The sequence below is a fragment of the Microbacterium telephonicum genome (assembly GCF_003651225.1).
Taxonomy (GTDB): domain Bacteria; phylum Actinomycetota; class Actinomycetes; order Actinomycetales; family Microbacteriaceae; genus Microbacterium; species Microbacterium telephonicum.
In genome coordinates, this window is the sequence record NZ_RCDB01000003.1 from 446898 (window position 1) to 472092 (window position 25195).

Here is a 25195-nt window from a genome sequence, read left to right on the forward strand (position 1 = left end):
GCCTCCGCCGGCGCGTCGGTACGGTGGGGGGCATGCGCGTGTGCCTCGCCTCCACTTCGCCCGCCCGCCTCATGCTCATGCGGCAGGCGGGGATCGAACCGCTCACGATGGCCCCCCAGGTCGATGAGGAGGAGGTCATCGCGGCGATCGAGGTGCACGAGGGACGCACCCTTTCCCCCGAGGAGCACGTGCTCACCCTCGCCCGCCGCAAGGCCGCGGACGTCGCCGCGCGCCTGGCCGACGAGCAGCCGGACTTCGACGGCATCGTGGTCGGCGGCGACTCGATGTTCGAACTCGACGGCGAGATCCTCGGCAAGCCCTACACGCCCGAGGTGGCGACCGCCCGGTGGCGCGCGATGCGCGGCCGCACCGGCGTGCTTCATTCCGGCCACAGTGTATTCCGGCTCGCTCCGGGAACCGCGCCGAGCGAGGCGCACGCCGTGGCCGCCGCATCCGTGTCGTTCGCCGCCGACGTGACGGATGCCGAGATCGCCGCCTACGTGGCCACCGGCGAGCCGCTGCAGGTGGCCGGCGCGTTCACGGTCGACAGCCTCGGCGGCGCGTTCATCGAACGCGTCGAGGGCGACCCGTCCACGGTGGTCGGCATGTCGCTGTCGACGGTGCGGGCGCTCGCGCGCGAGCTGGACATCGTCTGGACCGACCTCTGGAGGACCTCCACAACGTCGTAGGCGTTCGCACATGTTTCGCGGTTGATCTTGTGCACCTGATCCAAAGAGCGGTTCTCCCGGCTCGGTAGGCTGGCATTCATGCCTCAGACCCCCACTCGGCGCATCTCCAAGGTTCTCGTCGCGAACCGGGGCGAGATCGCCGTCCGCGTCATCCGCGCCGCCCGCGATTCGGGCCGCGCCTCGGTCGCCGTCTACGCCGACCAGGACCGCGACGCGATGCACGTCCGCCTCGCCGACGAGGCCTACGCGCTCGACGGCGCCACGAGCGCCGAGACGTACCTGTCGATCGAGAAGATCCTCTCCGTCGCCCGGCGCTCCGGCGCCGACGCCGTGCACCCCGGATACGGCTTCCTCGCCGAGAACGCCGAGTTCGCCCGCGCCGTCGTCGACGCCGGAATGGTGTGGGTGGGCCCGTCGCCCGAGGCCATCGAGGCCCTCGGCGACAAGGTCACCGCGCGGGCCGTCGCCGAGAAGGTCGGGGCGCCTCTCGCCCCCGGAACCCCCGGCCCCGTCGCCGGCGCCGACGAGGTCATCGCCTTCGCGCAGGAGGTGGGCCTGCCCATCGCGATCAAGGCCGCCTACGGCGGCGGCGGCCGCGGCCTCAAGGTCGCGCGCGAAATCGACGAGGTCGCCGAACTGTTCGAATCCGCGACCCGCGAGGCGATCACGGCGTTCGGTCGCGGCGAGTGCTTCGTCGAGAAGTACCTCGACCAGCCCCGCCACGTCGAGACGCAGTGCCTGGCGGATGCCGAGGGCAACGTCGTCGTCGTCTCCACACGCGACTGCTCGCTGCAGCGCCGCCACCAGAAGCTCGTCGAGGAGGCGCCCGCGCCGTTCCTCACCGACGAGCAGAACCGCACGCTGTACACCGCATCCAAGGCCATTCTCAAGGAGGTCGGCTACCAGGGTGCGGGCACGTGCGAGTTCCTCATCGGCGCCGACGGCACGATCTCGTTCCTCGAGGTGAACACGCGCCTGCAGGTCGAGCATCCGGTCTCCGAGGAGGTCACCGGCATCGACCTCGTCCGCGAGCAGTTCCGCATCGCCGAGGGCGGCGTGCTCGACTACGACGACCCGGCCCCCGTCGGCCACTCGTTCGAGTTCCGCATCAACGGCGAGGACCCGGGCCGGAACTTCCTGCCGCAGCCGGGCCGCATCCACCAGTTCAAGACCTTCGGCGGTCCCGGCATCCGCCTGGACTCCGGCGTGACCGCCGGCGACTCGGTCTCGGGCGCGTTCGACTCGCTGCTCGGCAAGATCATCGTGACCGGCCGCGACCGCGCCGAGGCGCTCGAGCGGTCGCGACGCGCGCTCGACGAGTTCGAGGTCGCCGGCATGCCGACCGTGCTGCCCTTCCACCGCAAAGTCGTGCGCGACCCCGCCTTCACCGCCGACGACGGCGTGTTCGGCGTGTACACGCGCTGGATCGAGACCGAGTTCGTCAACGACATCCCGGCCTGGGACGGCGAGGCGGAGACCCCCGAGGCCGGCGCCCCGCGGCACACCGTCGTGGTGGAGGTGTCGGGCAAGCGCCTCGAGGTGAGCCTGCCCGAGCGCATCACCCAGTCCCCCGCGAAGGTCGGCCGCCCCACCGTGGTGCCACCTTCGCGCCGCTCGCACGCCACGACCGCGGTCGCCGGCGCCTCGGGCGACGCGGTGACCTCGCCGATGCAGGCGACGATCGTGAAGCTCGCCGTCGAGGACGGGCAGCAGGTCGTCAAGGGCGACCTCGTCGTCGTACTCGAGGCGATGAAGATGGAGCAGCCGATCCAGGCGCACAAGGACGGCGTCATCGGCGGGATCGACGCGCAGCCCGGCACGACCGTCGCCGCCGGCCACCGCCTCCTGACGATCAACTGACCCGGCTCCGCCGACTCCGGTGCGGGTCAGGCGAGGGCGTCCTCCTCGTCGCGGTGCACCTGGTGCATCGCGCGGGTGGCATCCGTGATCGAACCGCTGAGGGACGGGAACACGGCGAAGACGCGGGAGACCTGGTCGACGGTCAGCCGCCGCTCCACGGCGATCGCGAGCGGGTAGATGAGCTCCGAGGCGCGGGGCGCGACGATGACGGCGCCGAGCACCGTTCCGGATCCCTCCAGGGCGAGGATCTTCACGAAGCCGTCCTTGACCCGCATCATCTTCGCGCGGGCGTTCGCGGCCAACGGCAGCTTGTGCACGTAGCCCTTCAGGCCGCTGCCCTCCAGGTCCTTCTCCTGCCAGCCCACCGTCGCGATCTCGGGCGCCGTGAAGATGTTGGCCGTGATGCGGCGCTGCTCGAGCGGGATGACGGTGTCGCCGAGGGCGTGGAAGACCGCCATCCGCCCCTGCATCGAGGCGACCGAGGCCAGCGGCACGAAGGTCGTGCAGTCGCCCGCCGCGTAGATGTTCGACACCGACGTGCGCGCGACGCGGTTCACCTGGATGTGTCCGGATGCCGCGAGCTGCACGCCCGCCTCCTCGAGGCCGATCCCCGCGGTGTTCGGCACCGCGCCCACGGCCATGAGGCAGTGGCTGCCCTCGATCGTGCGCCCGTCCGCGAGGGTCACGACGACGCCGTCGCCGACACGCTCGACCTTCTCGGCGCGCGATCGGGACAGCAGCGTCATCCCGCCGCGGCGGAACACCTTCTCCAGCACGGCGGCGGCATCGGCATCCTCGCCGGGCAGCACCTGGTCGCGCGAGGAGACGAGGGTCACCTTCGCGCCGAGGTTCATGTACGCCGACGCGAACTCCGCACCGGTCACGCCCGAGCCGACCACGATGAGGTGCTCGGGCAGCGCCGTCATGTCGTAGAGCTGCGTCCAGGTGAGGATCCGCTCCCCGTCGGGGCGGGCCGACGGCAGTTCGCGCGGCGATGCGCCGACCGAGACGACGAGCGTGTCCGCCTCGACGCGCTCGAAATCGGTGCCGCCGGGGCCGGTCGACACGACGAGCGCGCGCGGCCCGTCGAGACGTCCGTGGCCAGAGACGATGCGCACGCCCGCCTCGACCAGCTGCGCCCGCATGTCGTCGGACTGCTGCCGGGCCAGCGCCAGCAGGCGCTTGTTGACGGCGGCGAGGTTGATCGCGATCTCGGGGCGCAGGGGCGTTCCGGTGTCGCCCTTCGCATACAGCTGCACGCCGAGCTCGGAGGCCTCCGCGATCGCGACGGCGGCGTCGGCGGTGGCGATGAGGCTCTTCGACGGGACCACGTCGGTGATGACCGCGGCCCCGCCGACCCCGGCGCGCTCGACGAGGGTCACCTCGGCGCCCAGCTGGGCGGCGGCCAGCGCCGCCTCGTAGCCGCCGGGACCGCCGCCGAGCACGGCGACGGTCTGGGTGTTCACGAAGCTCGAGGTCATGATGTCCATTGTCTCAAGTCCCCTGAAGGTCCCGATGCCGTCCGGGCGGTCGATTTCCTAGACTCGGATCATGTCCCACACGACCAGCAACCCGCTCGACGATCCGACCGCCGACCCGTTCGAGATCGCCGCGGCCGCCGCCGCCGACATCGCACGCCTTTCCGGCGTCGACCACCACGACATCGCCCTCACGCTCGGCAGCGGCTGGGGCAAGGCCGCCGACCTCGTCGGCGAGACCACCGTCACCATCCCGGCCACCGAGGTCACCGGCTTCAGCGCGCCCGCCCTGGCGGGGCACGTCGGCTCACTGCGCAGCATCCTGACCCCGAAGGGGAAGCGCGTGCTCGTCATCGGCGCCCGCACCCACTACTACGAGGGCCACGGTGTGCGTCGCGTCGTGCACAGTGTGCGCACGGCCGCCGCGACCGGCGCGAAGACGATGGTGCTCACCAACGGCGCGGGCGGCATCAAGAGCACGTGGAAGGCCGGCACGCCGGTGCTCATCAGCGACCACATCAACCTCACCGGCGACTCGCCGCTGGAGGGCGCGACCTTCATCGACCTCACCGACCTGTACTCGACGCGGCTGCGCGACGTCGCACGGCGCGTGGACCCGAGCCTCGACGAGGGCGTCTACTGCCAGTTCCGCGGCCCCCAGTACGAGACGCCGGCCGAGGTGCGGATGGCGAAGACGATCGGCGGCCACATCGTCGGCATGTCCACCGCCCTCGAGGCGATCGCCGCCCGTCAGGCGGGCATGGAGATCCTCGGTTTCTCGCTCATCACGAACATGGCCGCCGGCATCCAGACCACCCCGCTCAGCCACCAGGAGGTCATCGAAGCCGGGCGCGAGGCCGAGCCGGTCATCTCCGATCTGCTCGCCCGCGTCATCGGAGAGCTGTGATGTCGGCCCTCGCGGCCGCGCGCGCCTGGCTCGCGCAGGACCCCGACGAGGTCACGCGCGCCGAGCTCGCCGACCTGATCGAGCGGGCGGATGCCGGCGACGCCGACGCGCAGGCCGACCTCGACGACCGCTTCGCCGGACGACTCGCGTTCGGCACGGCGGGACTGCGAGGACGGCTCGGCGCCGGGTCGAACCGCATGAACCGCGTGCTCGTGGGGCAGGCCGCGGCGGGGCTCGCCGCCTACCTGAACGACAAGGCCGGCCCCGACGCGCCGCCGACGGTCGTCATCGGCTACGACGGCCGGCGCAACTCCGACGTGTTCGCGCGTGACAGCGCCGAGTTGTTCGCCGGGGCCGGCCTGCGGGCGATCCTGCTGCCGCGGCTGCTGCCGACCCCGGTGCTCGCCTACGCCGTGCGGCACCTGGGCGCGGATGCCGGTGTCATGGTCACCGCCTCGCACAACCCGCCCGACGACAACGGATACAAGGTGTACCTGGGCGGTGCGGACGGCGGCTCGCAGATCGTCTCGCCCGCCGACGCCGAGATCGCCGCGCACATCCAGCGCGTCGCCGATGCCGAAGACCTGGGTACGCTCCCCCGCGGCGTATACGAGATCGCCGACGAGGAGGTCGTCGACGCCTACGTCACCGCGACCGCCACGGTCGCCCCCGCCCCGGCGGGCGCCGCCGGGATGCGGTGGGTCTACACCGCGATGCACGGGGTCGGGCACGAGACGCTCGCCCGCATCCTCGACCTCGCCGGCTACCCGCAGCCGACGGTCGTCGACGCCCAGATCGAACCGGACGGCGCGTTCCCGACGGTGTCGTTCCCGAACCCGGAGGAGCCGGGGGCGATGGACCTCTCCTACGAGACCGCACGCGCGGCGGGGGCCGAGTTCATCCTCGCGAACGACCCCGATGCCGATCGCCTGGCCGTCGCGATCCCGGACGCGGATGCCGACGGCGGCTGGCGCCGGCTCACCGGAAACCAGGTGGGGCTGCTGCTGGGCTGGCGCGCCGCGCGCACGGCGACGTCGGGCGGGTCGCTCGCGTGCTCGCTCGTGTCGTCGCCCGGCCTGCAGGCGGTCGCCGAGCACTACGGCCTCGACTTCCACGCGACCCTCACCGGCTTCAAGTGGATCTCGCGCGCCCCCGGCATCGTCTACGGCTTCGAGGAAGCCCTCGGCTACCTCGTGAACCCCGGCACCGTGCGCGACAAGGACGGCATCTCGGCCGCGATCGCGATGCTCGGACTGATCGCGGAAGCACGTGAAGAGGGACGCACGCTCGCCGACCTGCTCGCGCAGTTCGACGAGACGTTCGGCGCGTTCGCGTCGGGGCAGGTCTCGGTGCGCGTGGACGACGTCGCGATCATCGGACGCATCATGGCCGCCCTGCGCCTGGACCCGCCGGCATCCGTCGGCGAGGTCGGGGTGGCCCGGATCGAGGACCTCGCCGAGGGCGGCGGTGACGCGCCCGCCGGCGACGTGCTGCGGTACTGGCTCGACGACGGTTCGCGTGTCATCGTGCGCCCCAGCGGCACCGAGCCGAAGCTCAAGGTGTACCTCGACGTGCGGGGCGAGTCCGCCGTCGACGCCGAGGCGCGGCTGGCGGCGCTCGATGCGGGCGCCCGCGCGCTCGTGTCCGCGGCGCAGGGCTGAAACAGACGCACCCGGCGGGCGAAGCAACGGCGCCGACCGTTCACAACTCCGGAGGATCGCACACGGCCGGTGCGGCGACCCCCGCGATCACGCGGGGCACCGACCGGCGGTGCCCCGTTCTTCCGGAGTTGTGAACGGCCGTAGGCTCGCACGTGTGCTGCTGACCGACCCCGTCGTCCTCGAGAACGCCCACGTGCGGCTCGAACCGCTCTCCCCGGACCACGCCGCCGACCTCACCCGCGCGGCGGAGGGGCTCGCGTACGCCTGGTACACGTCGGTGCCCGCTTCGGCGCCCGACGAGATCGCGCACCGGCGTTCAGAGCACGCGGCGGGTCGGATGAACCCGTTCGCGGTCGTCCACGCCGGGGTCGCGGTCGGCATGACGACGCTGTGCAGCATCGACCAGCCGAACCGGCACGTCGAAATCGGCTACACGTGGCTCTCGCCCACCGTGCAGCGCACGGCGGTCAACACCGCCGCCAAGCTCCTGCTGCTCGGCCACGCGTTCGAGACGTGCGACGCCATCGCCGTCGAGTTCCGCACCCACTGGCACAACCGCCAGTCCCGCGCCGCGATCGAGCGGCTCGGCGCCAAGCTCGACGGCGTGCTGCGCAACCACCGCCTCGGTCCCGACGGCACGCTCCGCGACACCGTGGTCTACTCGGTGCTGCCGCACGAGTGGCCCGCCGTCAAGCGCGGCCTGCAGGAGCGACTCGCCCGCGGCTGACCGCGCGCGCCTCCGGTGCCGTCGGGTCCCGAGCGACCGGATGCCGCCGGCTCAGCCGTCGACGACGGCGACGAGCTCGTCGAGGAACGCGCCGAACGTCGTGCCGCGCCGCACGATGCGCTGCACGCTGTCACGCTCGCTGAACACCTCGACGAGCTGCTCGAACACGGTCTGGAACGCGGCGCGGTCCGACTCCGAGAAAGCGACCATCGCGACCACTTGCACGCGGCCGTCGCCCCACGGCATCGACGGGTCGGCGATCCCGACCGCGATCGCGGTGCGCGTCGCGGTCATCCCGATCGCGTGCGGGACGGCGAGCGCGTCGGTGAACGCCGTCGACGACAGCTTCTCCCGCTCCAGCGCCCGCGTGACGTAATCGTCGTCGATGACGCCCTGGGCCACCAGCAGCGCCCCCAGCCGGGCGATCGCCCCGTCGGAGCCGGCGTCCGGGTCGAGCCCGAACACGAACGCGTCGGGCGAGAAGTAGCGCTCCAGCTCGGCGCGCAGTCGCGCGAGCCGCCGCGCCCGGCGCACCCGCCCCGCCGCGGCCTGCACCCGCTCGATGTCGGCTTCGGTGAGGAACGGCTGGATGCGCACGATCCGGTCGCCGCCGACGGGGGCGTCGATCGTGGTGAGCACGAGGTCGGTGTCGATCGCCGCCCAGTCGGGGTCGACGTGCGTGTCGACCCCGACGACGTCGATCGCCTGACCGAGCGAGCGCGAGATCGACGAGTGCAGCAGCTCGTGCAGCTCGTAGTAGCCGGGGCACACGATCGTGGCGGTGAGCAGCCCGCCGTCGCTGCGGCTGCGCTCGAGACGGCCTCCGACGTGCATCGCGATGTAGGCGATCTCGTCGTCGAGCAGCGCGATGCCGAGCAGCCCCCGCAGCCGGTCGGCGATGAAGACGGCCACCTCGAAGATCATCGGATACGTCGTCTTCAGCGACCGGGTGAGCGGGTTGCGCGACCACGCCTGCTCGGCGGCGCGCTGGCGAAGGTTCTGCACGTGCAGGGCGAGGCGCAGCACGAAGTCCTCGTGGTCGATGTCGACGAGGAACTCGGATGCCGCCAGGCTCACCGCCTCGCGCACCGCCGTCTCGACGGCGGGATCGAGGCCCTTGCGGATCGTCGCGATCGGCGCGGTCGCACCGGGCGCGACGACGCGGCTCTGCACGAGCGCCGCGAGATGGGCGAGGTCGCCGGCACCGAACCCGATGTCGAGGTGGCGCCGGGAAAGGCGGTCGACGACGTCCGAGATGCGTGCGGCGGCGTCCCCCACGGGGGCGCTGACGGCCTCGTCGAGTCCGCGGTCGCGGGTGACGCGGTCGGCGGCGATGGCGATGTGCATGAGCACGTCGCCGATGCCGAACTCGTTGACGTAGTAGCCGAGCCCCGACAGCTCGGCGACGAGGTCGCGCTTGAGCGGACCGAAGACGCCGGCGCCGACCGTGGATCGTCCGAGCGCGCGGCGCAGCGTCACGAGGTCGAACGCGCCGTCGTCGGTCTCGTCGTGCGCGAGCCGGCTGAGCAGGCGCCGCTGGTCCATCTCGCTGCCGCGCAGTCGCGCGCGGGGGCCGGAGCGTTCCAGCGTCAGCCGCGTGCCGGTCAGCAGCGACCGCACCCGGCTCAAGTCGGATTCGATCGTCGCGGCGCTGACGAAGTAGGCGTCGGCCGTCTCGTAGACGTCGAGCCCGTCGGGCGCGGCGAGGATGTCGCGGATGAGTCGGTGCAGCCGCTCGCGGGGGGTGCCCTCCTCGATCCCCCCGGCTCGGGCCGCCGTCGGCAGCTCCGGCCCGCCGCGATAGCCGAGCGGACCGGACTCGATCGCCGTGCCGACGCGGACGCGGGCGTTGACCGCCGTGACGTAGCTGCGGATGCTGCGCGGCGTGACACCGATGAGGTCGGCGAGCTCCGCGGCGGTGATCCAGTCGTCCTCGCGGGAGAGCAGCGTCACCAGCCGGTCCTGTCGCGCTCTGCTCACCGCCCCAGTCTTCCATGCGGTGCGGACCCGGTTTCCGCCCGGGCGGAAGTTCCCCTGGTTGTCTGCGTTCAGGGGTTTCACAAGAATGGCTCCGAAGGAGGCGGGTCGATGAGGATCCTGGTGGTGTGCGGCGCGGGAGCGTCCAGCACATTCGTCGCGCAGCGTGTCCGACACGCGGCGCACGCGCGCGGGCGCGACCTGAGTGCCGTCGCCGGCACCGAGCAGTCGCTCCCGATCGACCTGGACGCCGCCGACGTCGTGCTCGTGGGACCCCACCTCGAGCACGTCCTCGATCAGATCACCCGTGCCGCCGGCCCGCGCGGCACCCGTGTCGTGCTCCTTCCGGCCGACGTGTTCGGCGACATCGACGGGTCGCGCACCCTCGCGCTCGTCGACGCCGCCCTCACCGCCGAGGCCGACGCGGCCACCGAGAACCACCCCACCCCCAGCGAAGGGACCATGCCATGAGCACCGCCACCCGCACCATCCGCATCGGGTCGTCGAACGGGCTGCACGCGCGCCCCGCCAAGCTCTTCGCACAGGCGGTGAAGGATGCCGGCATCCCCGTGACGATCGCCAAGGGCGCCGGTGCACCCGCCAACGCGGGCAGCATCCTGGGTGTCATCGCGCTGGGCGCCGAGAAGGGCGACTACGTGACCCTCACGGCGGAGGGCGACAACGCCGACAGCGTGCTGGACACGCTCGCAGAACTGCTGACGACCGATCACGACGAGTGACGGCCGCCCCACCACCGACAACGACGAAGGAGACGAAGGAACAATGAGCGAACTGCGTGGAGTCGGCATCGGACTGGGCGTGGCCCAGGGACCCGTGGCCCGGATGGCGGAGCCGCTGCCCGCCCCGAGCGACGCCCCCAGCACCCTGGGAGCCGACGCAGAGCTGGCCCGGGTGCGCGAGGCCGTCGCCGCGGTCGCCCGTGAGCTCGAAGAGCGCGGGGCCACCGCCGGCGGAGCGGCTCGGGAGGTGCTCGAGGCGCAGGCCATGATGGCCGAGGACCCCACCCTCGACAGCGAGGTCTCCACCCGCACCGCCGCCGGCAAGACCGGCGAGTTCGCCGTCTACGACGCGTTCGCCTCGTTCCGCGACCAGCTGGCCGCGATGGGCGGCTACCTCGGCGAGCGCGCGGCCGACCTCGACGACGTCGCCCAGCGCGTCATCGCGCGCCTGCGCGGCGTGGCCGCCCCCGGCGTCCCCGACCCCGGTCACCCGTTCGTGCTCGTCGCGAAGGACCTCGCGCCCGCCGACACCGCACTGCTCGACCTCGACAAGGTGCTGGCCCTGGTCACCACCGACGGCGGCCCGACCTCGCACACCGCGATCCTCGCCCGCGAGAAGTCGATCGTCGCCGTCGTCGGCGCCGTCGACGCGAAGGGCCTCGTCGACGGCGAGACGGTGATCGTCGACGCCGCCAAGGGCGCCGTCACGACCCAGCCGACCGCCGACGAGCTCGCGCAGGCGCAGAACCGCGCCGACGCCCGCAAGGCCGCCGCATCCGCCCCGCTCACCCCGGGCGCCCTGAAGGACGGCACCGCCGTCCCGCTGCTGGCGAACCTCGGCAAGCCCGGCGGCGCCGCCGAGGCCGTCGAGCTCGGCGCCGAAGGCGTGGGCCTGTTCCGCACCGAGTTCCTGTTCCTCTCGGCCACGCAGGCGCCGACCGTCGAGGAACAGAAGAAGTCGTACGTCGAGCTGCTGAGCGCCTTCCCCGGCAAGAAGGTCGTCGTGCGCGCCCTGGATGCCGGTGCCGACAAGCCGCTGGCCTTCCTCAACGACGCCCACGAGGAGAACCCCGCTCTCGGCCTGCGTGGCCTGCGCGCCCTCCGCGCCAGCGAGGACATCCTCCGCGAGCAGCTCACCGCCCTCGCCCAGGCCGACGCCGAGACCGAGGCCGACCTGTGGGTCATGGCGCCGATGGTGTCCACCGTCGAGGAGACCACCTACTTCACCGAGCTCGCCCGCGAGTACGGCATCAAGACGGCCGGCGTCATGGTCGAGGTCCCCTCGTCGGCGCTCCTGGCCGACCGCGTGCTGCAGATCGCGGACTTCGCCTCGATCGGCACCAACGACCTCACCCAGTACACGCTCGCCGCCGACCGCCTCCTCGGCTCGGTCGCGTCGTTCCAGGACCCGTGGCACCCCGCCGTCCTCCGCCTCATCAAGGCGACCGGCGACGGCGGGCGCGTCAACGGCAAGCCGGTCGGCATCTGCGGCGAGGCCGCCGCCGACCCCCTGCTGGCGGTCGTGCTCGTCGGCCTCGGTGCGACGACCCTGTCGATGGCGCCCACGGCCCTGGCCGACGTGCGCGCATCGCTGCTGCAGTACACCCGCGAAGATGCCGAGCGCATCGCCGCGGCCGCCCTCGCCGCCGATGACGCGGCATCCGCCCGTTCCGCCGCTCAGGACGCGGCTGAGACCGCCGGATAACTCCGGCGACACCCGAAAAGGAGAAAACCCGATAATGACAACGGCGTCCACCACCGCCACTTCAGCGAAGAAGGGCAGTGCACGAGTCGCGGTACAGCGATTCGGCACATTCCTGTCCGGCATGATCATGCCGAACATCGCGGCGTTCATCGCCTGGGGCTTCATCACGATGCTCTTCATCCCGGCCGGGTTCTTCGGCGCCAAGAGCCCCTTCGGCTGGCACTGGTTCCCGGTCGCCGAGATCATCGGCGGCGGCGGCGACGCGGCGGCCATCGGCTGGCAGGGTGCGATGACCCAGCTCGCCGAGGGCGACGCGGGCACCTTCCAGGCCTACACCGGCCTCGTCGGCGCGATGGTCACCTACCTGCTTCCGCTTCTGATCGCCAACACCGCCGGCCGCATGGTCTACGACGCCCGCGGTGGCGTCGTGGCGACCATCGCGACGATGGGTGTCATCGTCGGCACCAACATCCCGATGTTCCTCGGCGCGATGATCATGGGTCCCCTCGCGGCCTGGATCACCAAGCAGATGGACAAGCTGTGGGACGGCAAGATCAAGCCCGGCTTCGAGATGCTCGTCAACAACTTCTCCGCCGGCATCCTCGGCATGATCCTCGCGATCGTCGGCTTCTTCGCCTTCGGTCCGTTCTTCCTCGGGATCAGCACGGTGCTGGGCAGCGTCGTCGACTGGCTCGTCTCGTTCAACCTGCTGCCGATCGTCTCGATCATCGTCGAGCCGGCGAAGGTGCTGTTCCTCAACAACGCGATCAACCACGGCGTGTTCACCCCGCTCGGCATCGAGCAGGCCACCGAGACCGGCAAGTCGATCCTGTTCCTCATCGAGGCCAACCCCGGCCCCGGTGTGGGTCTGCTGCTCGCCTTCACGTTCTTCGGCGTCGGCGCGGCCAAGGCCTCGGCTCCCGGTGCGGCGATCATCCAGTTCGTCGGCGGCATCCACGAGATCTACTTCCCGTACGCCCTCAGCAAGCCGATGACGATCCTCGCCCTCATCGCGGGCGGCGCGACCGGTGTCACCACGAACATGCTCCTCGGCGGCGGCCTCGGCTTCCCCGCGGCGCCCGGCAGCATCATCGCGGTCACCGCCGCGGCGATCGGCCCCGGCGTGGCAAACCTGCTCGTCGTGTACCTCTCGGTGATCCTCGCCGCGGTCGTCACGTTTCTCATCACGGCCGTGATCCTGCGCGCCTCGCGCAAGCGGGACCTCGCCGCCGAGGCCGAGGCGTCGGCGAACTTCGAGGCCGCGATCGCGCAGACCGAGGCCAACAAGGGCAAGTCGTCCGACACGCTCGCCGGTCTGCGGTCCGGTGCGGCCTCCAACGCGGGCGTCGGCGGCGGTCAGATGCCGATCCAGGCCGACTTCGCGGCCGACGCGATCGCCGGCGGCGGTGTCGGCACCGTCGCCCCGATCAAGAGTGTCGTGTTCGCGTGCGACGCGGGCATGGGCTCGTCGGCGATGGGCGCGAGCGTGCTCCGCAACAAGATCAAGAAGGCGGGCTACGACGACGTCTCGGTGACCAACAAGGCCATCGCGAACCTCGACGGCAGCGAAGACCTCGTCATCACGCAGCAGCAGCTGACCGACCGCGCCCGCGGTCGCACCCCCAGCGCGCTGCACGTGTCGGTGGACAACTTCATGAACTCCCCGAAGTACGACGAGGTCGTCGACCTCATCCGCCAGCAGCACGAAGACGGCGCGTGACGGGTCGGGGCGCAGCGGCACACGTCGCTGCGCCCCGCATCCGTCCGCCCGCATCCCCAGAGGCATCGACACAGAAGGAGACCCCATGTCCGACCAGGTTCTGAAGCTCGAGCAGGTGCGCATCCACTCCGGCTCCGTCAGCAAGGACGACGCGATGCGCGAGGCCGCCGCCATCCTGCAGGAGGCCGGCGCCGTCACCGCCGCCTACTACGACGCCATGCAGTTGCGGGAGGAGACCGTCTCCACCTACATGGGCAACGAGCTCGCCATCCCGCACGGCACGAACGAGACGAAGGACACCATCCTCGACTCGGCGCTGTCGTTCGTGCGCTACGACGGCGGAGTCGACTGGGGCGGGCAGCCGGTGACCTTCGTCGTCGGCATCGCCGGAAAGGGCGACGAGCACCTCGAGATCCTCTCCCAGATCGCCCTGATCTTCTCCGACGACGACGAGGTCGCGACCCTCAAGGCCGCCTCGAGCCCCGAGGAGATCTTCCAGCGCCTGTCGTCGGTCAACAGCTGATGAAGGCCGTCCACTTCGGCGCCGGCAACATCGGTCGCGGGTTCGTCGGGCTGCTGCTGCACGAAGGCGGGTACGAACTCGTCTTCTCCGACGTCGCCGCACCCCTCGTCGACGCGATCAACGCGGCATCCGAATACACCGTGCACGAGGTCGGCGAAGGCGGCACCGACAAGGTCGTGACCGGGTTCCGGGCGCTCAACAGCGCCGCCCAGCCCGACGAGCTCGTCGCCGAGATCGCCTCGGCCGACGTCGTCACGACGGCCGTCGGCCCCACGATCCTGAAGTTCGTGGCGCCGCCCGTCCTCGCCGCGCTCCGTGCGCGACCCGCGGATGCCGCACCCCTGCAGGTGATGGCCTGCGAGAACGCGATCGGGGCCACCGATCTGCTGCGCGCCGAGATCGTCGCGCAGGCGGGCGCGGAGTGGGAGTCGCTGTCCGGGCGAGCGGTGTTCGCCAACACCGCGGTGGACCGGATCGTGCCCGCCCAGCCCGCCGGTGCCGGCGTGGACGTGACCGTCGAGCCCTTCTACGAGTGGGCCATCGAGCGGCCGCCGTTCGGCGACACTCCCCCGCACATCCCGGGCGCCCACTTCGTGGACGACCTCGCCCCGTACATCGAGCGCAAGCTCTTCACCGTCAACACCGGCCACGCGACCACCGCGTACCTCGGGGCGCAGGCGGGGGCCGACAAGATCTCCGACGCCCTCGCCGACCCGTCGGTGGCCGCGCAGGTCGCCGCGACGCTCGAGGAGACCTCGGCGCTGCTCGTGGCCAAACACGGCCTCGACCCCGCCGAGCTCGCCGACTACCGCGCGACGATCCTGCGCCGGTTCGCGAACCCGGAACTGCCCGACACCGTCGGCCGGGTGGGCCGTCAGCCGCTGCGCAAGCTCTCGCGCCACGAGCGCTTCATCGGCCCCGCCGCCCAAGCCGCCGAGCGCGGTCTGTCGACGACGGCGCTGGTGGCCGCGATCGCAGCCGCGCTGCGGTTCACCGACGCCGAAGACGCGCAGGCCGTCGAGCTGCAGCAGCGCCTGCGCGACGAGGACCCCGCCGCGTTCACAGCGTCCGTCACGGGCCTGGAGCCGCAGCATCCGCTGTTCGGGCAGGTGCAGGAGGTCGTGGCGGCGCGACAGGCGGAGCTCGCTTCGTAGACTCGATCCATGACCGCCGACGTCCCCGTCCCCTCCCCGCCGCGGAAGAGACGGGGACGTCGCATCGTGGGGTGGATCTTCGGCGCCCTCGGCGCCCTCGTGCTCCTCGCGGCCGTCGGCGTGTTCGTGTGGAGCCAGGTCGACGTGGCCGCCGCCGAACCCGCGCCGCTCGCGGCGGTGCGGGCAGATCCCGCGATCGCCCTCAGCGACGACGGCGCCGCGATCGTGATGGCACCGGCATCCGGCGGGTCCGACACCGGTCTCGTGTTCATCCCCGGCGGCAAGGTCGACCCGTGGGCGTATGCGAGCAAACTGTCGGGGCTCGTCGCCGACGACGGCCTCACCGTCGTCATCACCAAGCCCTGGCTGAACCTCGCGTTCTTCGACATGCGGCCGCTGTCGACGTTCACCGACCTCGTGCCGGGCGTCGACCGCTGGCTCGTCGGCGGCCATTCCCTGGGCGGCGTGCGCGCGTGCATGCTCGCCGGCGATGCCGACGGGGTCGTGCTGTTCGCGTCGTACTGCGCCGAGGACCTGTCCGACTCCGGCCTGCCCGTACTGAGTCTCGCCGGCAGCGAAGACGGCCTGTCGACGCCGCAGAAGATCGCGGATGCGGCGCCGAAGCTGCCGGCGGACGCGACGTTCGTCGAGATCGACGGCGCCTCGCACTCCTCGTTCGGCGACTACGGCCTGCAGGACGGCGACGGAACACCCAGCATCCCCGACGACGAGATGATCGCGCGGATCACCGACGAGGTGGCCGTGTTCGAGACCTCCGTCCCGCTCCCCTGACCCGCCCGTTCGCCCGCGCCCGCTAGGGTGTCGCCCCGTGACCCTCCTGCTTGCATGCTTCGCGACGCTCGTCGCCGCCGTCATCCAGCGGATCACCGGCCTCGGCTTCGTGCTCGTGCTGATCGGGCCCGTCGTGCTGCTGTACGGCCCCGGCGAGGGGGTCACCGTCGCCGTGCTGCTCGCCCTCGTGGCCGCGGTCGCCGCGGTGCCGCTCGTGTGGCGGGAGGTCGACTGGCGCCGCTCGTCGTGGCTCGTCTGGCCCGGCCTGATCACGGCGCCGATCGGCATCCTGGTCTCGCACGTGCTCCCCGAGCCGGCACTGCTGCTGCTGATCGGGGCTTTGGCCGTGTTCGCGCTGACCGCCGGGTTCCTCCCCGCCCTCGCCCGGGCGCTCAGCGGACGGTCGGGGGCGATCGCCGCCGGCGCGGCGGCCGGGTTCATGCAAACGGCGAGCGGGCTGTCCGGGCCGGCGCTGGCCGCCCACGCCGTCGGCGACCGGTGGCCGCAGCGGTCGTTCGCGGCGAGCGTGCAGGTGATCTTCGTCGTCTTCAGCGGCGTCGGCGTGCTGCTGCGCGGGCTCCCCGCCCTGCCGCTTTCGGACACCGGCATCCTGATCGGCGTCACGGTGGTCGGCATCCTGATCGGCACGCTCGCGGCGCACCGCGTGCCCGCCCCGCTCGCGCGCCGCGCGATGCTCGCGATCGCGTGGGCCGGCGCCGTCGTCGTCCTCGCCCGCGGCGTCGTCGCCCTCCTCGGGACCTGACTCACGCTCGGTCGCCGTTCACAACTCCGGAGAACTGCGCCGCAGTGCGACGCTCAGCGCCGAAGTCGCACGGTCCGCGGGCGGTTTTCCGGAGTTGCGGACGCGACGACGCCGCCGCCGGTAGCGAGATCGTCGGGCTGCCCTCGCCGGGTGGGACACGGACGGTGTGCTCGGGCAGCGTTCGCAACTCCGGAATCTCGCGTGCAGAATGGCGCCCGGTGCACGGTTCCGGCAAGATCGGGCCCGCATCTCCGGACTTCTGAACGTCTCTGCTCATCCTCCCCAAGCCGCGACAGTCCCGCCGCAGTCCCCATCTCGGCCGCGCGCCGTCCCGCCGCGTCCCACAACGCACCACCGTGGACGCCATGTTCCGCATCGCGAAGCTCTCCGCCTTCCTCCCCGCCGATGTGCCACCCGCCTGCCTCGAGAGATCGGAGCTGATCGCGCAGGGTGTCACACCACGTGCGATCACGACCGCGATTCGACTCGGGATGCTGCTGCGCCCGCGCCGTGGCCGCTACCTGCCCGCCGGCACACGACAGGACCTGCACGAGGCGGTGCGACTCGGCGGCCGCCTCGACTGCGTCTCATTGCTGGCGATCTGCGGCGTCTTCGTGCAGGCCGCAGATGCGCTGCATTTCCAGCTCGACCCCGACAGCACGCGCGTGCCGACGCCCGGACCGGCAGTGGTGCGCCACTGGCGACCGACGGCCGCGGGTCCCACCGCGGTTCTCACCGATCCGGTGGAAGCACTCGCTCAGGCGGTGCTCTGCCAGGCTCCGCGCGCGGCGATCGCCACACTGGACAGCGCCTGGCATCTCGGATTCGTCGACGCGGTCGGCATCGCCGAGGTGTTCACCCGCCTGCCGCGACGCTACCGCCGTCTGCGTGCGCTGCTGGACCCGCGAGCGGAGTCGGGGACCGAGACCCTCGTTCGTCTGATCCTCCGCACGCTCGGGTGCTCGTTCGACCTCCAGGTCGAGATCGGCACCGTCGGTCGCGTGGACTTCGTGGTCGACGGGTGGCTCATCGTCGAGTGCGACAGCGCGGCGCACCACGGCGACTGGGCGGCGCGCAAGCGCGACATCCGTCGCGACGCCGCGGCCGCGCGCCTCGGCTTCACGACCGTGCGGCTGCTCGCCGAAGACATCCTGCACCGCCCCGACGAGGTCGCGGCGACTCTCCGCGACGCGCTGGCGCACGGCGCGCCCCGGACGCGACGTCCGTAACTCCGGAGGAGCGCGGGCTAGCGGCGGCCGGCCTCCTCGTACGGCAAGCGAACGCCGCGATTCTCCGGAGTTGTGGCCGTGTGGGTGCGCGGCGGCCGGGCGCCGGTCCCCGAGTCGAACCGTGCGGGGGCTCGCCCGAGCGCTCCGTTCACAACTCCGGAGAAGCCGAGGCAGAGCGCACGGCTTCCCGCGATTCGCTCGCCGTCACCCCGATTTCTCCGGAGTTGTGAACACGGACGAGGCGGACGCCGCGGGGGCGCGGGTCAGCGGGTGAAGCCGTCGCCGATGAGCTCGATGAGTTCCTCGCGCTCCTCGACCGACAGGAACGCGGCGGCGGCGGCGTTCAGCTGGAAGGCCTCGAGGTCGTCGAGGCCGTACTCGAACGCGTCGGCCAGCAGTGCGAGCTCGCGGGTCAACGACGTGCGGCTCATGAGACGGTTGTCGACGTTCACGGTCACCGAGAAGCCGAGCTGGTACAGCAGGTCGAACGGGTGGTCGGCCAGCTCGCTGCCCCACGCGGCGATCGCGCCGGTCTGCAGGTTCGACGACGGCGACAGCTCGAGTGGGATCTCGCGGTCGCGCACCCAGCGGGCCAGATCGCCGAACGTGACGAAGGTCTCCTCGCCCTTCTGCGAGACGACCTCGAGGTCTTCCGCGATGCGCACGCCGTGGCCGAGCCGCAACGCGCGCCCGTCGATGAGGGCGGAGCGGATCGAGTCGAGACCGGCGGCCTCGCCGGCGTGCACCGTCACCGGGAAGAATTCGGATGCCAGGTAGTCGAACGCCGCGCGGTGGTTCGACGCCGGGAAGCCGTCCTCCGCCCCCGCGATGTCGAACCCGACGGCGCCGCGTCCGCGGAACGCGACGGCGAGCTTCGCGATCTCGAGCGAGCGGTCGGCGTGGCGCATCGCGGTGATGAGCTGGCCGACGCGGATGTCGTGGCCCGCCGCCTCGGCGGCGTCCTCGCCCTCCTCGATGCCGTCCTGCACGGCTTCGACGGCATCTTCCAGCGACAGTCCGCGGGCGAGGTGCTGCTCGGGCGCCCACCGCACTTCGCCGTAGATCACGCCGTCCGCGGCGAGGTCCTCGACGAACTCCTTCGCGACCCGGCGCAGCCCGTCGGCGGTCTGCATGACCGACGTCGTGACGTCGAACGTCTTCAGGTACTCCACGAGCGACCCGGAGTCGCTCTTCTCGGCGAACCAGTCGCCGAGCTCCGCGGCATTCTGCTCGGGCACGTCGAGACCGATCGCGTCGGCGAGCTCGATGACCGTCGCCGGCCGCAGCGCGCCGTCGAGGTGGTCGTGCAGCGACACCTTGGGGAGCGAGCGGATCGAGACGCCCTGCAGCTTCGGGTCGGCGTGCGGGTCGATGGCCATGACGGCTCCTTCGGGGGTGGTTCGGGTCAGGCGGTGATGCGCTCGAGCACGAGCGGGGCGGATGCCGGTGCCTGCGCACCGACCTCCCACGCGCCCTCGAGGGCGTCGAGGCCACGGGCGAAGCGCGACTCATCGTCGGCGAGAAGGGTGAACAGCGGCTGACCGGCGCGCACCGTGTCGCCGGGCTTGACGTGCAGGTCGATGCCGGCGGCGTGGATGACGGGATCCTGCGCGCGGGCGCGCCCGGCGCCGAGGCGCCACGCGGCGATGCCGAACGGCAGGGCCTCCATGCGGGTGACGACGCCGTCGGCGGATGCCGTGACGGTGTGGGTCTCGCGCGGCGTGGGCAGCGCGGCATCCGGGTCGCCGTCCTGGGCGCGGATCATCTCGCGCCAGGCGTCCATCGCGCGGCCGTCCTGCAACGCCTGCTCGACGTCGGCGTCGGGGTGCCCGGCGAGGGTGAGCATCTCGCGGGCGAGGGCGACGGTGAGTTCGACGACGTCGGCGGGGCCTCCGCCGGCGAGCACCTCGACCGACTCGCGCACCTCGTTGGCGTTGCCGATCGTGAGGCCGAGGGGCGTGTTCATGTCGGTCAGGAGCGCGGTCGTCGCCACACCCGAGTCGGTGCCGAGGGCGACCATCGTGCGGGCGAGCTCGCGCGCCTTGTCGACGTCCTTCATGAACGCGCCGGACCCGAACTTCACGTCGAGCACGAGAGCACCGGTGCCCTCCGCGATCTTCTTCGACATGATGCTCGAGGCGATCAGCGGGATCGCCTCGACGGTGCCGGTGACGTCGCGCAGCGCGTACAGCTTCTTGTCGGCCGGGGCGAGGCCCGAGCCCGCCGCGCAGATGACGGCGCCGACGCCGCCGAGCTGCGCGAACATCTCGTCGTTGCTGAGCGCCGCCCGCCAGCCGGGGATCGACTCGAGCTTGTCGAGCGTGCCGCCGGTGTGGCCGAGGCCGCGGCCCGACAGCTGCGGCACGGCGACGCCGAACGAGGCCACGAGGGGTGCCAGCGGCAGGGTGATCTTGTCGCCGACGCCACCGGTCGAGTGCTTGTCGACGGTGGCCTTGCCGAGCGAGGCGAAGCTCATGCGCTCGCCCGACGCGATCATCGCGTCGGTCATGACGCGGATCTCGTCGCGCGTCATGCCGTTGAGCAGCACCGCCATCGTGAACGCGGACATCTGCGCGTCGGCGACGTAGCCGCGCGTGTAGGCGTCGACCATCCAGCGCAGCGCGTCGTCGGGCACGGCGCCGCCGTCGCGCTTGATGCTGATGACCTGGACGGCGTCGAACGGCTCGACGCCCGCGGTGCCGTCGGCGCTCATCGGGCGACGTCCTCGAGATCGCGCGGACCGAATGCGTCGGGCAGCACCTCGTCGATCGTGCGGATGCCGGACACGGTCTCCAGCAGCATCCCGGGCAGGGCGAACTCGTTGAGCAGCTGGCGGCAACGGCCGCACGGCATGATCGTCTGCCCCTCGCTGTTGACGCACACGAACGCGACGAGCTGACCGCCGCCGGACATGTGCAGGTCGCCGACCAGGGCGCATTCGGCGCACAGTCCGACGCCGTACGACGCGTTCTCGACGTTGCATCCCGACACGATGCGTCCGTCGCTCACGAGCGCGGCGGCGCCCACCTTGTAGCGGGAGTACGGCGCGTAGGCGCGGCCCATCGCGTCGACCGCGGCGGCGCGCAGCTCATCCCAGTCGATATCGGTCATGTCAGTCCTTCGCTTCGGCTTCGATCGTCGGGCGGATGCCGCTCAGCCCTTGATGTAGGGCACGCCGTCGGCGGCGGGGGCCCTCGACTTCCCGACGACACCGGCCACGACGAAGATCGTGACGAGGTACGGGAGCATGAGCATGAACTCGCTCGGCACCGGCGAGCCGATGACGCTCAGGGTGTTCTGAAGGTTCGACGCGAAGCCGAACAGCAGTGCCGCGAGGGTCGCCTTGATCGGGTCCCATTGTCCGAAGATCACCGCGGCGAGGGCGATGAAGCCGGCGCCGGCGGTCATCTCCTTGTTGAAGGCGATGCCGTTGCCGATCGTGAACACGGTGCCGCCGATGCCAGCGAGGGCGCCGGCGAGCAGCACGTTCCAGAACCGGGTCGCGTTGACCTTGATGCCGACGGTGTCGGCGGCCTGCGGGTGCTCGCCGACGGCGCGCAGGCGCAGACCCCAGCGGGTCTTGAACATGCCGATCCACACCAGGACGACCGCGATGTACATGAGGTACACGATGAGCGTCTGGCGGAAGAACACCGGCCCGATCACGGGGATGTCGCTCAGCAGCGGGATCGGGATGCGGTCGAAGCGCGGCGGCGTGTTCAGTGTGGCCTTGTTGGGCTGCAGCACCTGCGAGAACAGGAAGCTGGTGAGACCGGCGACGAGCACGTTGAGCACGACACCGACGATGACCTGGTCGACGAGGTACTTGATCGAGAACGCCGCGAGCACCGCCGCGACGAGCATGCCGGCGACGGCCGCCGCGATCAGACCCGCGATCGGGGCACCGGTGATCGATGCCACGAGCGCCGCCGTGAACGCACCGGCGAGCAGCTGCCCCTCGATCGCGATGTTGACGACACCGGCCCGCTCGCCGATGACGCCGGCGAGGGCGCCGTAGATGAGCGGCACGGCCAGGCCGAGGGAGCCCGCCAGCAGACCCGCGACGGGGACCGTGCCCCCGGCGGCGGCCCACGTGAGGAAGCCGACGACGAGCACGACGATGTAGACGATCACGACCCACAGCGGCGAGCGCCCGAACGTGCGCACGAAGTAGGCGGAAACGCCCGCGAGCACGAGCGAGAGCACGAGGCACGTCCACGCGGTCGCCGTGACCGGGGCGACGAGGTCGGCGACCTGGAACAGGTCGGTGCCGGTCGCGAGGCGGAAGGTCGTCTCGCCACCCGGGCGGGGCGCGGCGAGCAGCAGGATCGCGAACAGCGCCGTGAAGATCAGCAGCGCGATCGGCGTCTTCCAGCTGCGGATGATCGTCGTCTCGGGGAGGACGGCATCCGTCGACGTCTGCACGGTGGCGCTCATGCCGTCACCTCCTCGTCTGCCTTCACTTCGGCTTTCAGCTCCTTGGCCCGCGCCTTCTCGCGCCGGCGCTTGTCACGCTCGGGGGACGGCAGGAAGAAGATCGTGCGCACGAGCGGCGGGGCCGCGATGAACAGCACGATGAGCGACTGCACGACGGTGACGATCTCGATCGGGATCTGCTCGCCGGCCTGCATCGCGAATCCGCCGGCCTTGAACGCGCCGAACAGGATGCCGGCGGCGAACGTGCCCCAGGGGGTCGAGCGTCCCAGCAGCGCGACGGTGATCGCGTCGAAGCCGATGCCGGCGTCGATGCCGGCGGTGAAGCCGGTGGTGATCGTGCCGAGCACCTGGTTGACGCCCGCGAGGCCCGCGAGCGCGCCGGCGATGAGCATGCCGTACACGTACATGTTCTTGACGTCGATGCCGGCCACGCGCGCCGCGTTCGGGTTCTCGCCGACGGCGCGGAACTTGAACCCGAGGCTCGAGCGCGTCAGCAGCCACCACACGACGACCGTCGCGATGATGACCAGGATGAAGCCGAAGTGCAGGTTGTAGCCCGGTCCGAGCAGGCCCGGGAAGATCGCGGTCTCCTTCATCGCGGGCGACTTGGGGTTGCTCGACCCGGGGGCCTGCAGCAGACCCGGGGTGCGCAGCATCCACGAGATCAGGTAGAACGCGACGTAGTTCAGCATGATCGTGACGATCACCTCGTGGGCGCCGGTGCGGGCCTTGAGCAGACCCGCGATCCCGCCCCACACGGCGCCGCACAGCATGCCGACGACGACGGCGAGCAGCATGTGCAGGCCGAACGGCAGGTCGAATCCGAAGGCGATCCAGCCGGCGCCGGCCGAGGCCATGAGCATCTGGCCGCGGCCGCCGATGTTGAACATGCCGATGCGGAACGCGAGCGCGACGCCGAGGCCGGCGGCGATCAGCGGGGTCGCGAAGGTGAGCGTCTCGGTGAACGGGCGGATGCCGCGCGCGAAGTCGGGCGCGTTGAAGTTGTAGATCGAGCCGCGGAACAGCGCCGTGTAGGCACCGCTGACGGACTGCCAGATCGCGGCGAACGTGTCGCCGGGGCGGGCGAAGAAGTAGACGGATGCGGACTGCACGCGCTCGTCGGTGGCGGCGATCATGATGCCGCCGACGATGAGGGCGAGCACGACGGCGAGCACCGAGATCAGCCAGTTGCCCTGCGTGATACGCACGAACGTGTCGTGCCATTTCGAGGGCGGCGCCACCTCGGTGATCTTGTCGCCCCCGGTGTTGATGGTCGGCGAGCTCACGCGGCCACCCCTTCCCCGTCGGGGTGCTCCCCCGCCATCATGAGGCCCAGCACGTCTCTGGGGGTGTCCCCGGGCACGATCCCGACGATCCGGCCGCGGTACATGACCATGATCCGGTCGGCGAGCGCGGAGACCTCGTCCAGTTCGGTCGAGACGACGATCACCGGGATGCCGGAGTCGCGCGTCTCGACGATGCGCTTGTGGATGAATTCGATCGAGCCGACGTCGACGCCGCGGGTGGGCTGGGCGGCGACGAACAGCGCGAGGTCGCGGCTGAGCTCCCGGGCGAGGACCACCTTCTGCTGGTTGCCGCCGGAGAGCCGCCCCACGGGCGTGTCGATGCCGGGTGCGCGCACGTCGAACTCCGCGAACTTCTCGCGGGCGAACTCGTCGAGCTGGCGCCGCTGCACGGTGCCGCCCTTGACGAACGGCGCGCCGTTGGCGCGGTCGAGCATGAGGTTCTCGGCGATCGAGAACTCGCCGACGAGGCCGTCGACCTTGCGGTCCTCGGGCACGAATCCGACACCCTCGTCGAGGATGCGGCGGATGCTGCGCCCGACGAGCTGCTCGCCGCCGAGCGTGATGGAGCCGCGCACCTGCGGCTGCATGCCGATGAGGGCCTCGGTGAGCTCGGTCTGCCCGTTGCCCTGCACGCCGGCGATCGCGAGCACTTCGCCGCCGCGCACGCTGAAGCTGACGTCGTTGACGACGATCTGGCCGAGCGGGTCGATGACGGAGAGGTTCTCGACGACGAGGTCCTCGTCACCGAGCTTGGGCGCGTCCTTGTGCACGGTGAGCTCGACGGCGCGGCCGACCATCATGGAGGCGAGTTCGGCGTTGGACGCGGTGGGGCTCGCCTCGCCGACGACCTTGCCGAGCCGGATGACGGTGATGCGGTCGGCGACTTCGCGCACCTCGCGCAGCTTGTGGGTGATGAAGACGATGGACGAGCCCGACTCCTTGAGCTGGCGCATGATCGCCATGAGCTCGTCGGTCTCCTGCGGGGTCAGCACGGCGGTCGGCTCGTCGAAGACGAGCACCCGCGCGTCGCGCGAGAGGGCCTTGATGATCTCCACACGCTGCTGCACGCCGACCGGCAGATCCTCGACGATCGCGTCGGGGTCGACGTCGAACCCGAAGCGCGCCGAGATCTCGCGGACGCGCTCGCGCGCGGTCTTGAGGTCGAGCATCCCGCCGCCCTTGGTCGGCTCGTGCCCCAGCATGACGTTCTCGGCGACGGTGAACACCGGCACGAGCATGAAGTGCTGGTGGACCATGCCGATACCGGCACGCATCGCGTCGCCGGGTCCGCGGAAGTCCTGCGGGTGGTCGTCGAGCAGGATGATGCCGTCGTCAGCGGTGTACAGGCCGTAGAGCACGTTCATCAGGGTCGACTTGCCGGCGCCGTTCTCGCCGAGAAGGCAGTGGATCTCGCCGGGCTCGACGACCAGATCGATGTGGTCGTTCGCGACGAGACTGCCGAACCGCTTGGTGATGCCGCGGAGTTCGAGCTTCATGGATCCCGATCCTACTGAGGGGGTGCGCTG

At 71.3% G+C, this 25195-nt stretch carries 22 protein-coding genes; 14 read left to right on the forward strand and 8 right to left on the reverse strand.

What is annotated here, in order from left to right:
* Positions 1 to 32 precede the first annotated feature (32 nt).
* Both C7474_RS11710 and C7474_RS11715 read left to right on the forward strand, forming a co-directional pair.
* Positions 33 to 689 (forward strand): Maf family protein, encoded by a 657-nt coding sequence (locus tag C7474_RS11710; RefSeq protein ID WP_121060220.1) that lies wholly within the window; start codon positions 33 to 35, stop codon positions 687 to 689.
* Positions 690 to 767: 78 nt separating this feature from the next.
* Positions 768 to 2549, forward strand: coding sequence for an acetyl/propionyl/methylcrotonyl-CoA carboxylase subunit alpha (locus tag C7474_RS11715; RefSeq protein ID WP_121060221.1), 1782 nt, complete (start codon positions 768 to 770; stop codon positions 2547 to 2549).
* A 26-nt stretch (positions 2550 to 2575) separates the two neighbouring features.
* On the opposite strand, the gene C7474_RS11720 is transcribed toward C7474_RS11715, so the two are convergent.
* The gene (locus C7474_RS11720; RefSeq protein ID WP_422385800.1) at positions 2576 to 4030 is read right to left on the reverse strand and encodes an NAD(P)H-quinone dehydrogenase; all 1455 of its coding nucleotides are present in this window, start codon (positions 4028 to 4030) and stop codon (positions 2576 to 2578) included.
* A 70-nt stretch (positions 4031 to 4100) separates the two neighbouring features.
* Here C7474_RS11720 and C7474_RS11725 point away from each other — a divergent pair, with 70 nt between their 5' ends.
* The 3 genes from C7474_RS11725 to C7474_RS11735 all read left to right on the forward strand — a co-directional run bounded on the left by C7474_RS11725 (position 4101) and on the right by C7474_RS11735 (position 7322).
* Positions 4101 to 4934, forward strand: coding sequence for a purine-nucleoside phosphorylase (locus C7474_RS11725; protein ID WP_121060223.1), 834 nt, complete (start codon positions 4101 to 4103; stop codon positions 4932 to 4934).
* The gene (locus C7474_RS11730; RefSeq protein ID WP_121060224.1) at positions 4934 to 6595 is read left to right on the forward strand and encodes a phospho-sugar mutase; all 1662 of its coding nucleotides are present in this window, start codon (positions 4934 to 4936) and stop codon (positions 6593 to 6595) included. The genes C7474_RS11725 and C7474_RS11730 overlap by 1 nt, the downstream gene beginning before the upstream one ends.
* A gap of 154 nt (positions 6596 to 6749) precedes the next feature.
* Entirely contained in the window at positions 6750 to 7322 is a 573-nt protein-coding gene (locus C7474_RS11735; RefSeq protein WP_121060225.1) for a GNAT family N-acetyltransferase, read from the forward strand.
* Positions 7323 to 7373: 51 nt separating this feature from the next.
* Here the strand turns inward: C7474_RS11735 and C7474_RS11740 are convergent, their stop codons facing one another.
* Entirely contained in the window at positions 7374 to 9302 is a 1929-nt protein-coding gene (locus C7474_RS11740) for a BglG family transcription antiterminator (RefSeq protein ID WP_199692441.1), read from the reverse strand.
* 108 nt (positions 9303 to 9410) lie between these two features.
* Between C7474_RS11740 and C7474_RS11745 the strand changes: the two genes are divergently transcribed.
* The 9 genes from C7474_RS11745 (at position 9411) to C7474_RS11785 (ending at position 17925) form a co-directional block, all read left to right on the forward strand.
* On the forward strand, positions 9411 to 9770 hold the full coding sequence (locus C7474_RS11745; RefSeq protein WP_121060227.1) for a PTS sugar transporter subunit IIB: 360 nt from the start codon (positions 9411 to 9413) through the stop codon (positions 9768 to 9770).
* Positions 9767 to 10039: an HPr family phosphocarrier protein gene (locus C7474_RS11750; RefSeq protein ID WP_121060229.1), complete on the forward strand. Its 273-nt coding sequence runs from the start codon at positions 9767 to 9769 to the stop codon at positions 10037 to 10039. Before C7474_RS11745 ends, C7474_RS11750 begins: the two co-directional genes overlap by 4 nt.
* A gap of 43 nt (positions 10040 to 10082) precedes the next feature.
* Positions 10083 to 11744, forward strand: a complete 1662-nt coding sequence (ptsP, locus tag C7474_RS11755) for a phosphoenolpyruvate--protein phosphotransferase (RefSeq protein WP_121060231.1) — start codon at positions 10083 to 10085, stop codon at positions 11742 to 11744.
* Between the two features lie 34 nt (positions 11745 to 11778).
* Positions 11779 to 13464 carry a PTS mannitol transporter subunit IIBC gene (locus C7474_RS11760; protein WP_121060233.1) on the forward strand — a complete coding sequence of 562 codons (1686 nt, stop codon included), beginning with the start codon at positions 11779 to 11781 and terminating at the stop codon, positions 13462 to 13464.
* An 85-nt stretch (positions 13465 to 13549) separates the two neighbouring features.
* Positions 13550 to 13987: a PTS mannitol transporter subunit IIA gene (locus C7474_RS11765; RefSeq protein WP_121060235.1), complete on the forward strand. Its 438-nt coding sequence runs from the start codon at positions 13550 to 13552 to the stop codon at positions 13985 to 13987.
* A complete protein-coding gene (locus C7474_RS11770) occupies positions 13987 to 15141 on the forward strand; it encodes a mannitol-1-phosphate 5-dehydrogenase (protein WP_121060237.1) in 1155 nt (384 codons plus the stop codon). The genes C7474_RS11765 and C7474_RS11770 overlap by 1 nt, the downstream gene beginning before the upstream one ends.
* Positions 15142 to 15150: 9 nt before the next feature.
* Positions 15151 to 15933 carry an alpha/beta hydrolase gene (locus tag C7474_RS11775; RefSeq protein WP_121060239.1) on the forward strand — a complete coding sequence of 261 codons (783 nt, stop codon included), beginning with the start codon at positions 15151 to 15153 and terminating at the stop codon, positions 15931 to 15933.
* A gap of 37 nt (positions 15934 to 15970) precedes the next feature.
* Positions 15971 to 16696 (forward strand): TSUP family transporter, encoded by a 726-nt coding sequence (locus C7474_RS11780; protein WP_121060241.1) that lies wholly within the window; start codon positions 15971 to 15973, stop codon positions 16694 to 16696.
* A 365-nt stretch (positions 16697 to 17061) separates the two neighbouring features.
* Entirely contained in the window at positions 17062 to 17925 is an 864-nt protein-coding gene (locus tag C7474_RS11785) for an endonuclease domain-containing protein (protein WP_121060732.1), read from the forward strand.
* A gap of 263 nt (positions 17926 to 18188) precedes the next feature.
* On the opposite strand, the gene C7474_RS11790 is transcribed toward C7474_RS11785, so the two are convergent.
* From C7474_RS11790 to C7474_RS11815, 6 genes are read right to left on the reverse strand one after another with little or no spacing between them, the layout of a single operon-like run.
* Positions 18189 to 19304 carry an adenosine deaminase gene (locus C7474_RS11790; RefSeq protein ID WP_121060243.1) on the reverse strand — a complete coding sequence of 372 codons (1116 nt, stop codon included), beginning with the start codon at positions 19302 to 19304 and terminating at the stop codon, positions 18189 to 18191.
* A 26-nt stretch (positions 19305 to 19330) separates the two neighbouring features.
* Positions 19331 to 20638 carry a thymidine phosphorylase gene (locus C7474_RS11795; protein ID WP_121060245.1) on the reverse strand — a complete coding sequence of 436 codons (1308 nt, stop codon included), beginning with the start codon at positions 20636 to 20638 and terminating at the stop codon, positions 19331 to 19333.
* On the reverse strand, positions 20635 to 21036 hold the full coding sequence (locus tag C7474_RS11800; protein WP_121060247.1) for a cytidine deaminase: 402 nt from the start codon (positions 21034 to 21036) through the stop codon (positions 20635 to 20637). The genes C7474_RS11795 and C7474_RS11800 overlap by 4 nt, the downstream gene beginning before the upstream one ends.
* Before the next feature lie 42 nt (positions 21037 to 21078).
* Positions 21079 to 22362: an ABC transporter permease gene (locus tag C7474_RS11805; RefSeq protein WP_121060249.1), complete on the reverse strand. Its 1284-nt coding sequence runs from the start codon at positions 22360 to 22362 to the stop codon at positions 21079 to 21081.
* Complete coding sequence (locus tag C7474_RS11810; protein ID WP_422385801.1) at positions 22359 to 23648, reverse strand: ABC transporter permease; 1290 nt, start codon at positions 23646 to 23648, stop codon at positions 22359 to 22361. Before C7474_RS11810 ends, C7474_RS11805 begins: the two co-directional genes overlap by 4 nt.
* On the reverse strand, positions 23645 to 25165 hold the full coding sequence (locus C7474_RS11815; RefSeq protein WP_121060251.1) for an ABC transporter ATP-binding protein: 1521 nt from the start codon (positions 25163 to 25165) through the stop codon (positions 23645 to 23647). The genes C7474_RS11810 and C7474_RS11815 overlap by 4 nt, the downstream gene beginning before the upstream one ends.
* Between the last annotated feature and the right edge of the window lie 30 nt (positions 25166 to 25195).

Excerpts from the sequence above, each read along its gene's own strand:
- C7474_RS11710 (WP_121060220.1), top strand. The coding sequence starts at position 33 with ATGCGCGTGTGCCTCGCCTCCACTTCGCCCGCCCGCCTCATGCTCATG.
- C7474_RS11715 (WP_121060221.1), top strand. The coding sequence starts at position 768 with ATGCCTCAGACCCCCACTCGGCGCATCTCCAAGGTTCTCGTCGCGAAC.
- C7474_RS11720 (WP_422385800.1), bottom strand. The coding sequence starts at position 4,030 with ATGACCTCGAGCTTCGTGAACACCCAGACCGTCGCCGTGCTCGGCGGC.
- C7474_RS11725 (WP_121060223.1), top strand. The coding sequence starts at position 4,101 with ATGTCCCACACGACCAGCAACCCGCTCGACGATCCGACCGCCGACCCG.
- C7474_RS11730 (WP_121060224.1), top strand. The coding sequence starts at position 4,934 with ATGTCGGCCCTCGCGGCCGCGCGCGCCTGGCTCGCGCAGGACCCCGAC.
- C7474_RS11745 (WP_121060227.1), top strand. The coding sequence starts at position 9,411 with ATGAGGATCCTGGTGGTGTGCGGCGCGGGAGCGTCCAGCACATTCGTC.
- C7474_RS11750 (WP_121060229.1), top strand. The coding sequence starts at position 9,767 with ATGAGCACCGCCACCCGCACCATCCGCATCGGGTCGTCGAACGGGCTG.
- ptsP (WP_121060231.1), top strand. The coding sequence starts at position 10,083 with ATGAGCGAACTGCGTGGAGTCGGCATCGGACTGGGCGTGGCCCAGGGA.
- C7474_RS11760 (WP_121060233.1), top strand. The coding sequence starts at position 11,779 with ATGACAACGGCGTCCACCACCGCCACTTCAGCGAAGAAGGGCAGTGCA.
- C7474_RS11765 (WP_121060235.1), top strand. The coding sequence starts at position 13,550 with ATGTCCGACCAGGTTCTGAAGCTCGAGCAGGTGCGCATCCACTCCGGC.
- C7474_RS11770 (WP_121060237.1), top strand. The coding sequence starts at position 13,987 with ATGAAGGCCGTCCACTTCGGCGCCGGCAACATCGGTCGCGGGTTCGTC.
- C7474_RS11775 (WP_121060239.1), top strand. The coding sequence starts at position 15,151 with ATGACCGCCGACGTCCCCGTCCCCTCCCCGCCGCGGAAGAGACGGGGA.
- C7474_RS11785 (WP_121060732.1), top strand. The coding sequence starts at position 17,062 with ATGTTCCGCATCGCGAAGCTCTCCGCCTTCCTCCCCGCCGATGTGCCA.
- C7474_RS11790 (WP_121060243.1), bottom strand. The coding sequence starts at position 19,304 with ATGGCCATCGACCCGCACGCCGACCCGAAGCTGCAGGGCGTCTCGATC.
- C7474_RS11795 (WP_121060245.1), bottom strand. The coding sequence starts at position 20,638 with ATGAGCGCCGACGGCACCGCGGGCGTCGAGCCGTTCGACGCCGTCCAG.
- C7474_RS11800 (WP_121060247.1), bottom strand. The coding sequence starts at position 21,036 with ATGACCGATATCGACTGGGATGAGCTGCGCGCCGCCGCGGTCGACGCG.
- C7474_RS11805 (WP_121060249.1), bottom strand. The coding sequence starts at position 22,362 with ATGAGCGCCACCGTGCAGACGTCGACGGATGCCGTCCTCCCCGAGACG.
- C7474_RS11815 (WP_121060251.1), bottom strand. The coding sequence starts at position 25,165 with ATGAAGCTCGAACTCCGCGGCATCACCAAGCGGTTCGGCAGTCTCGTC.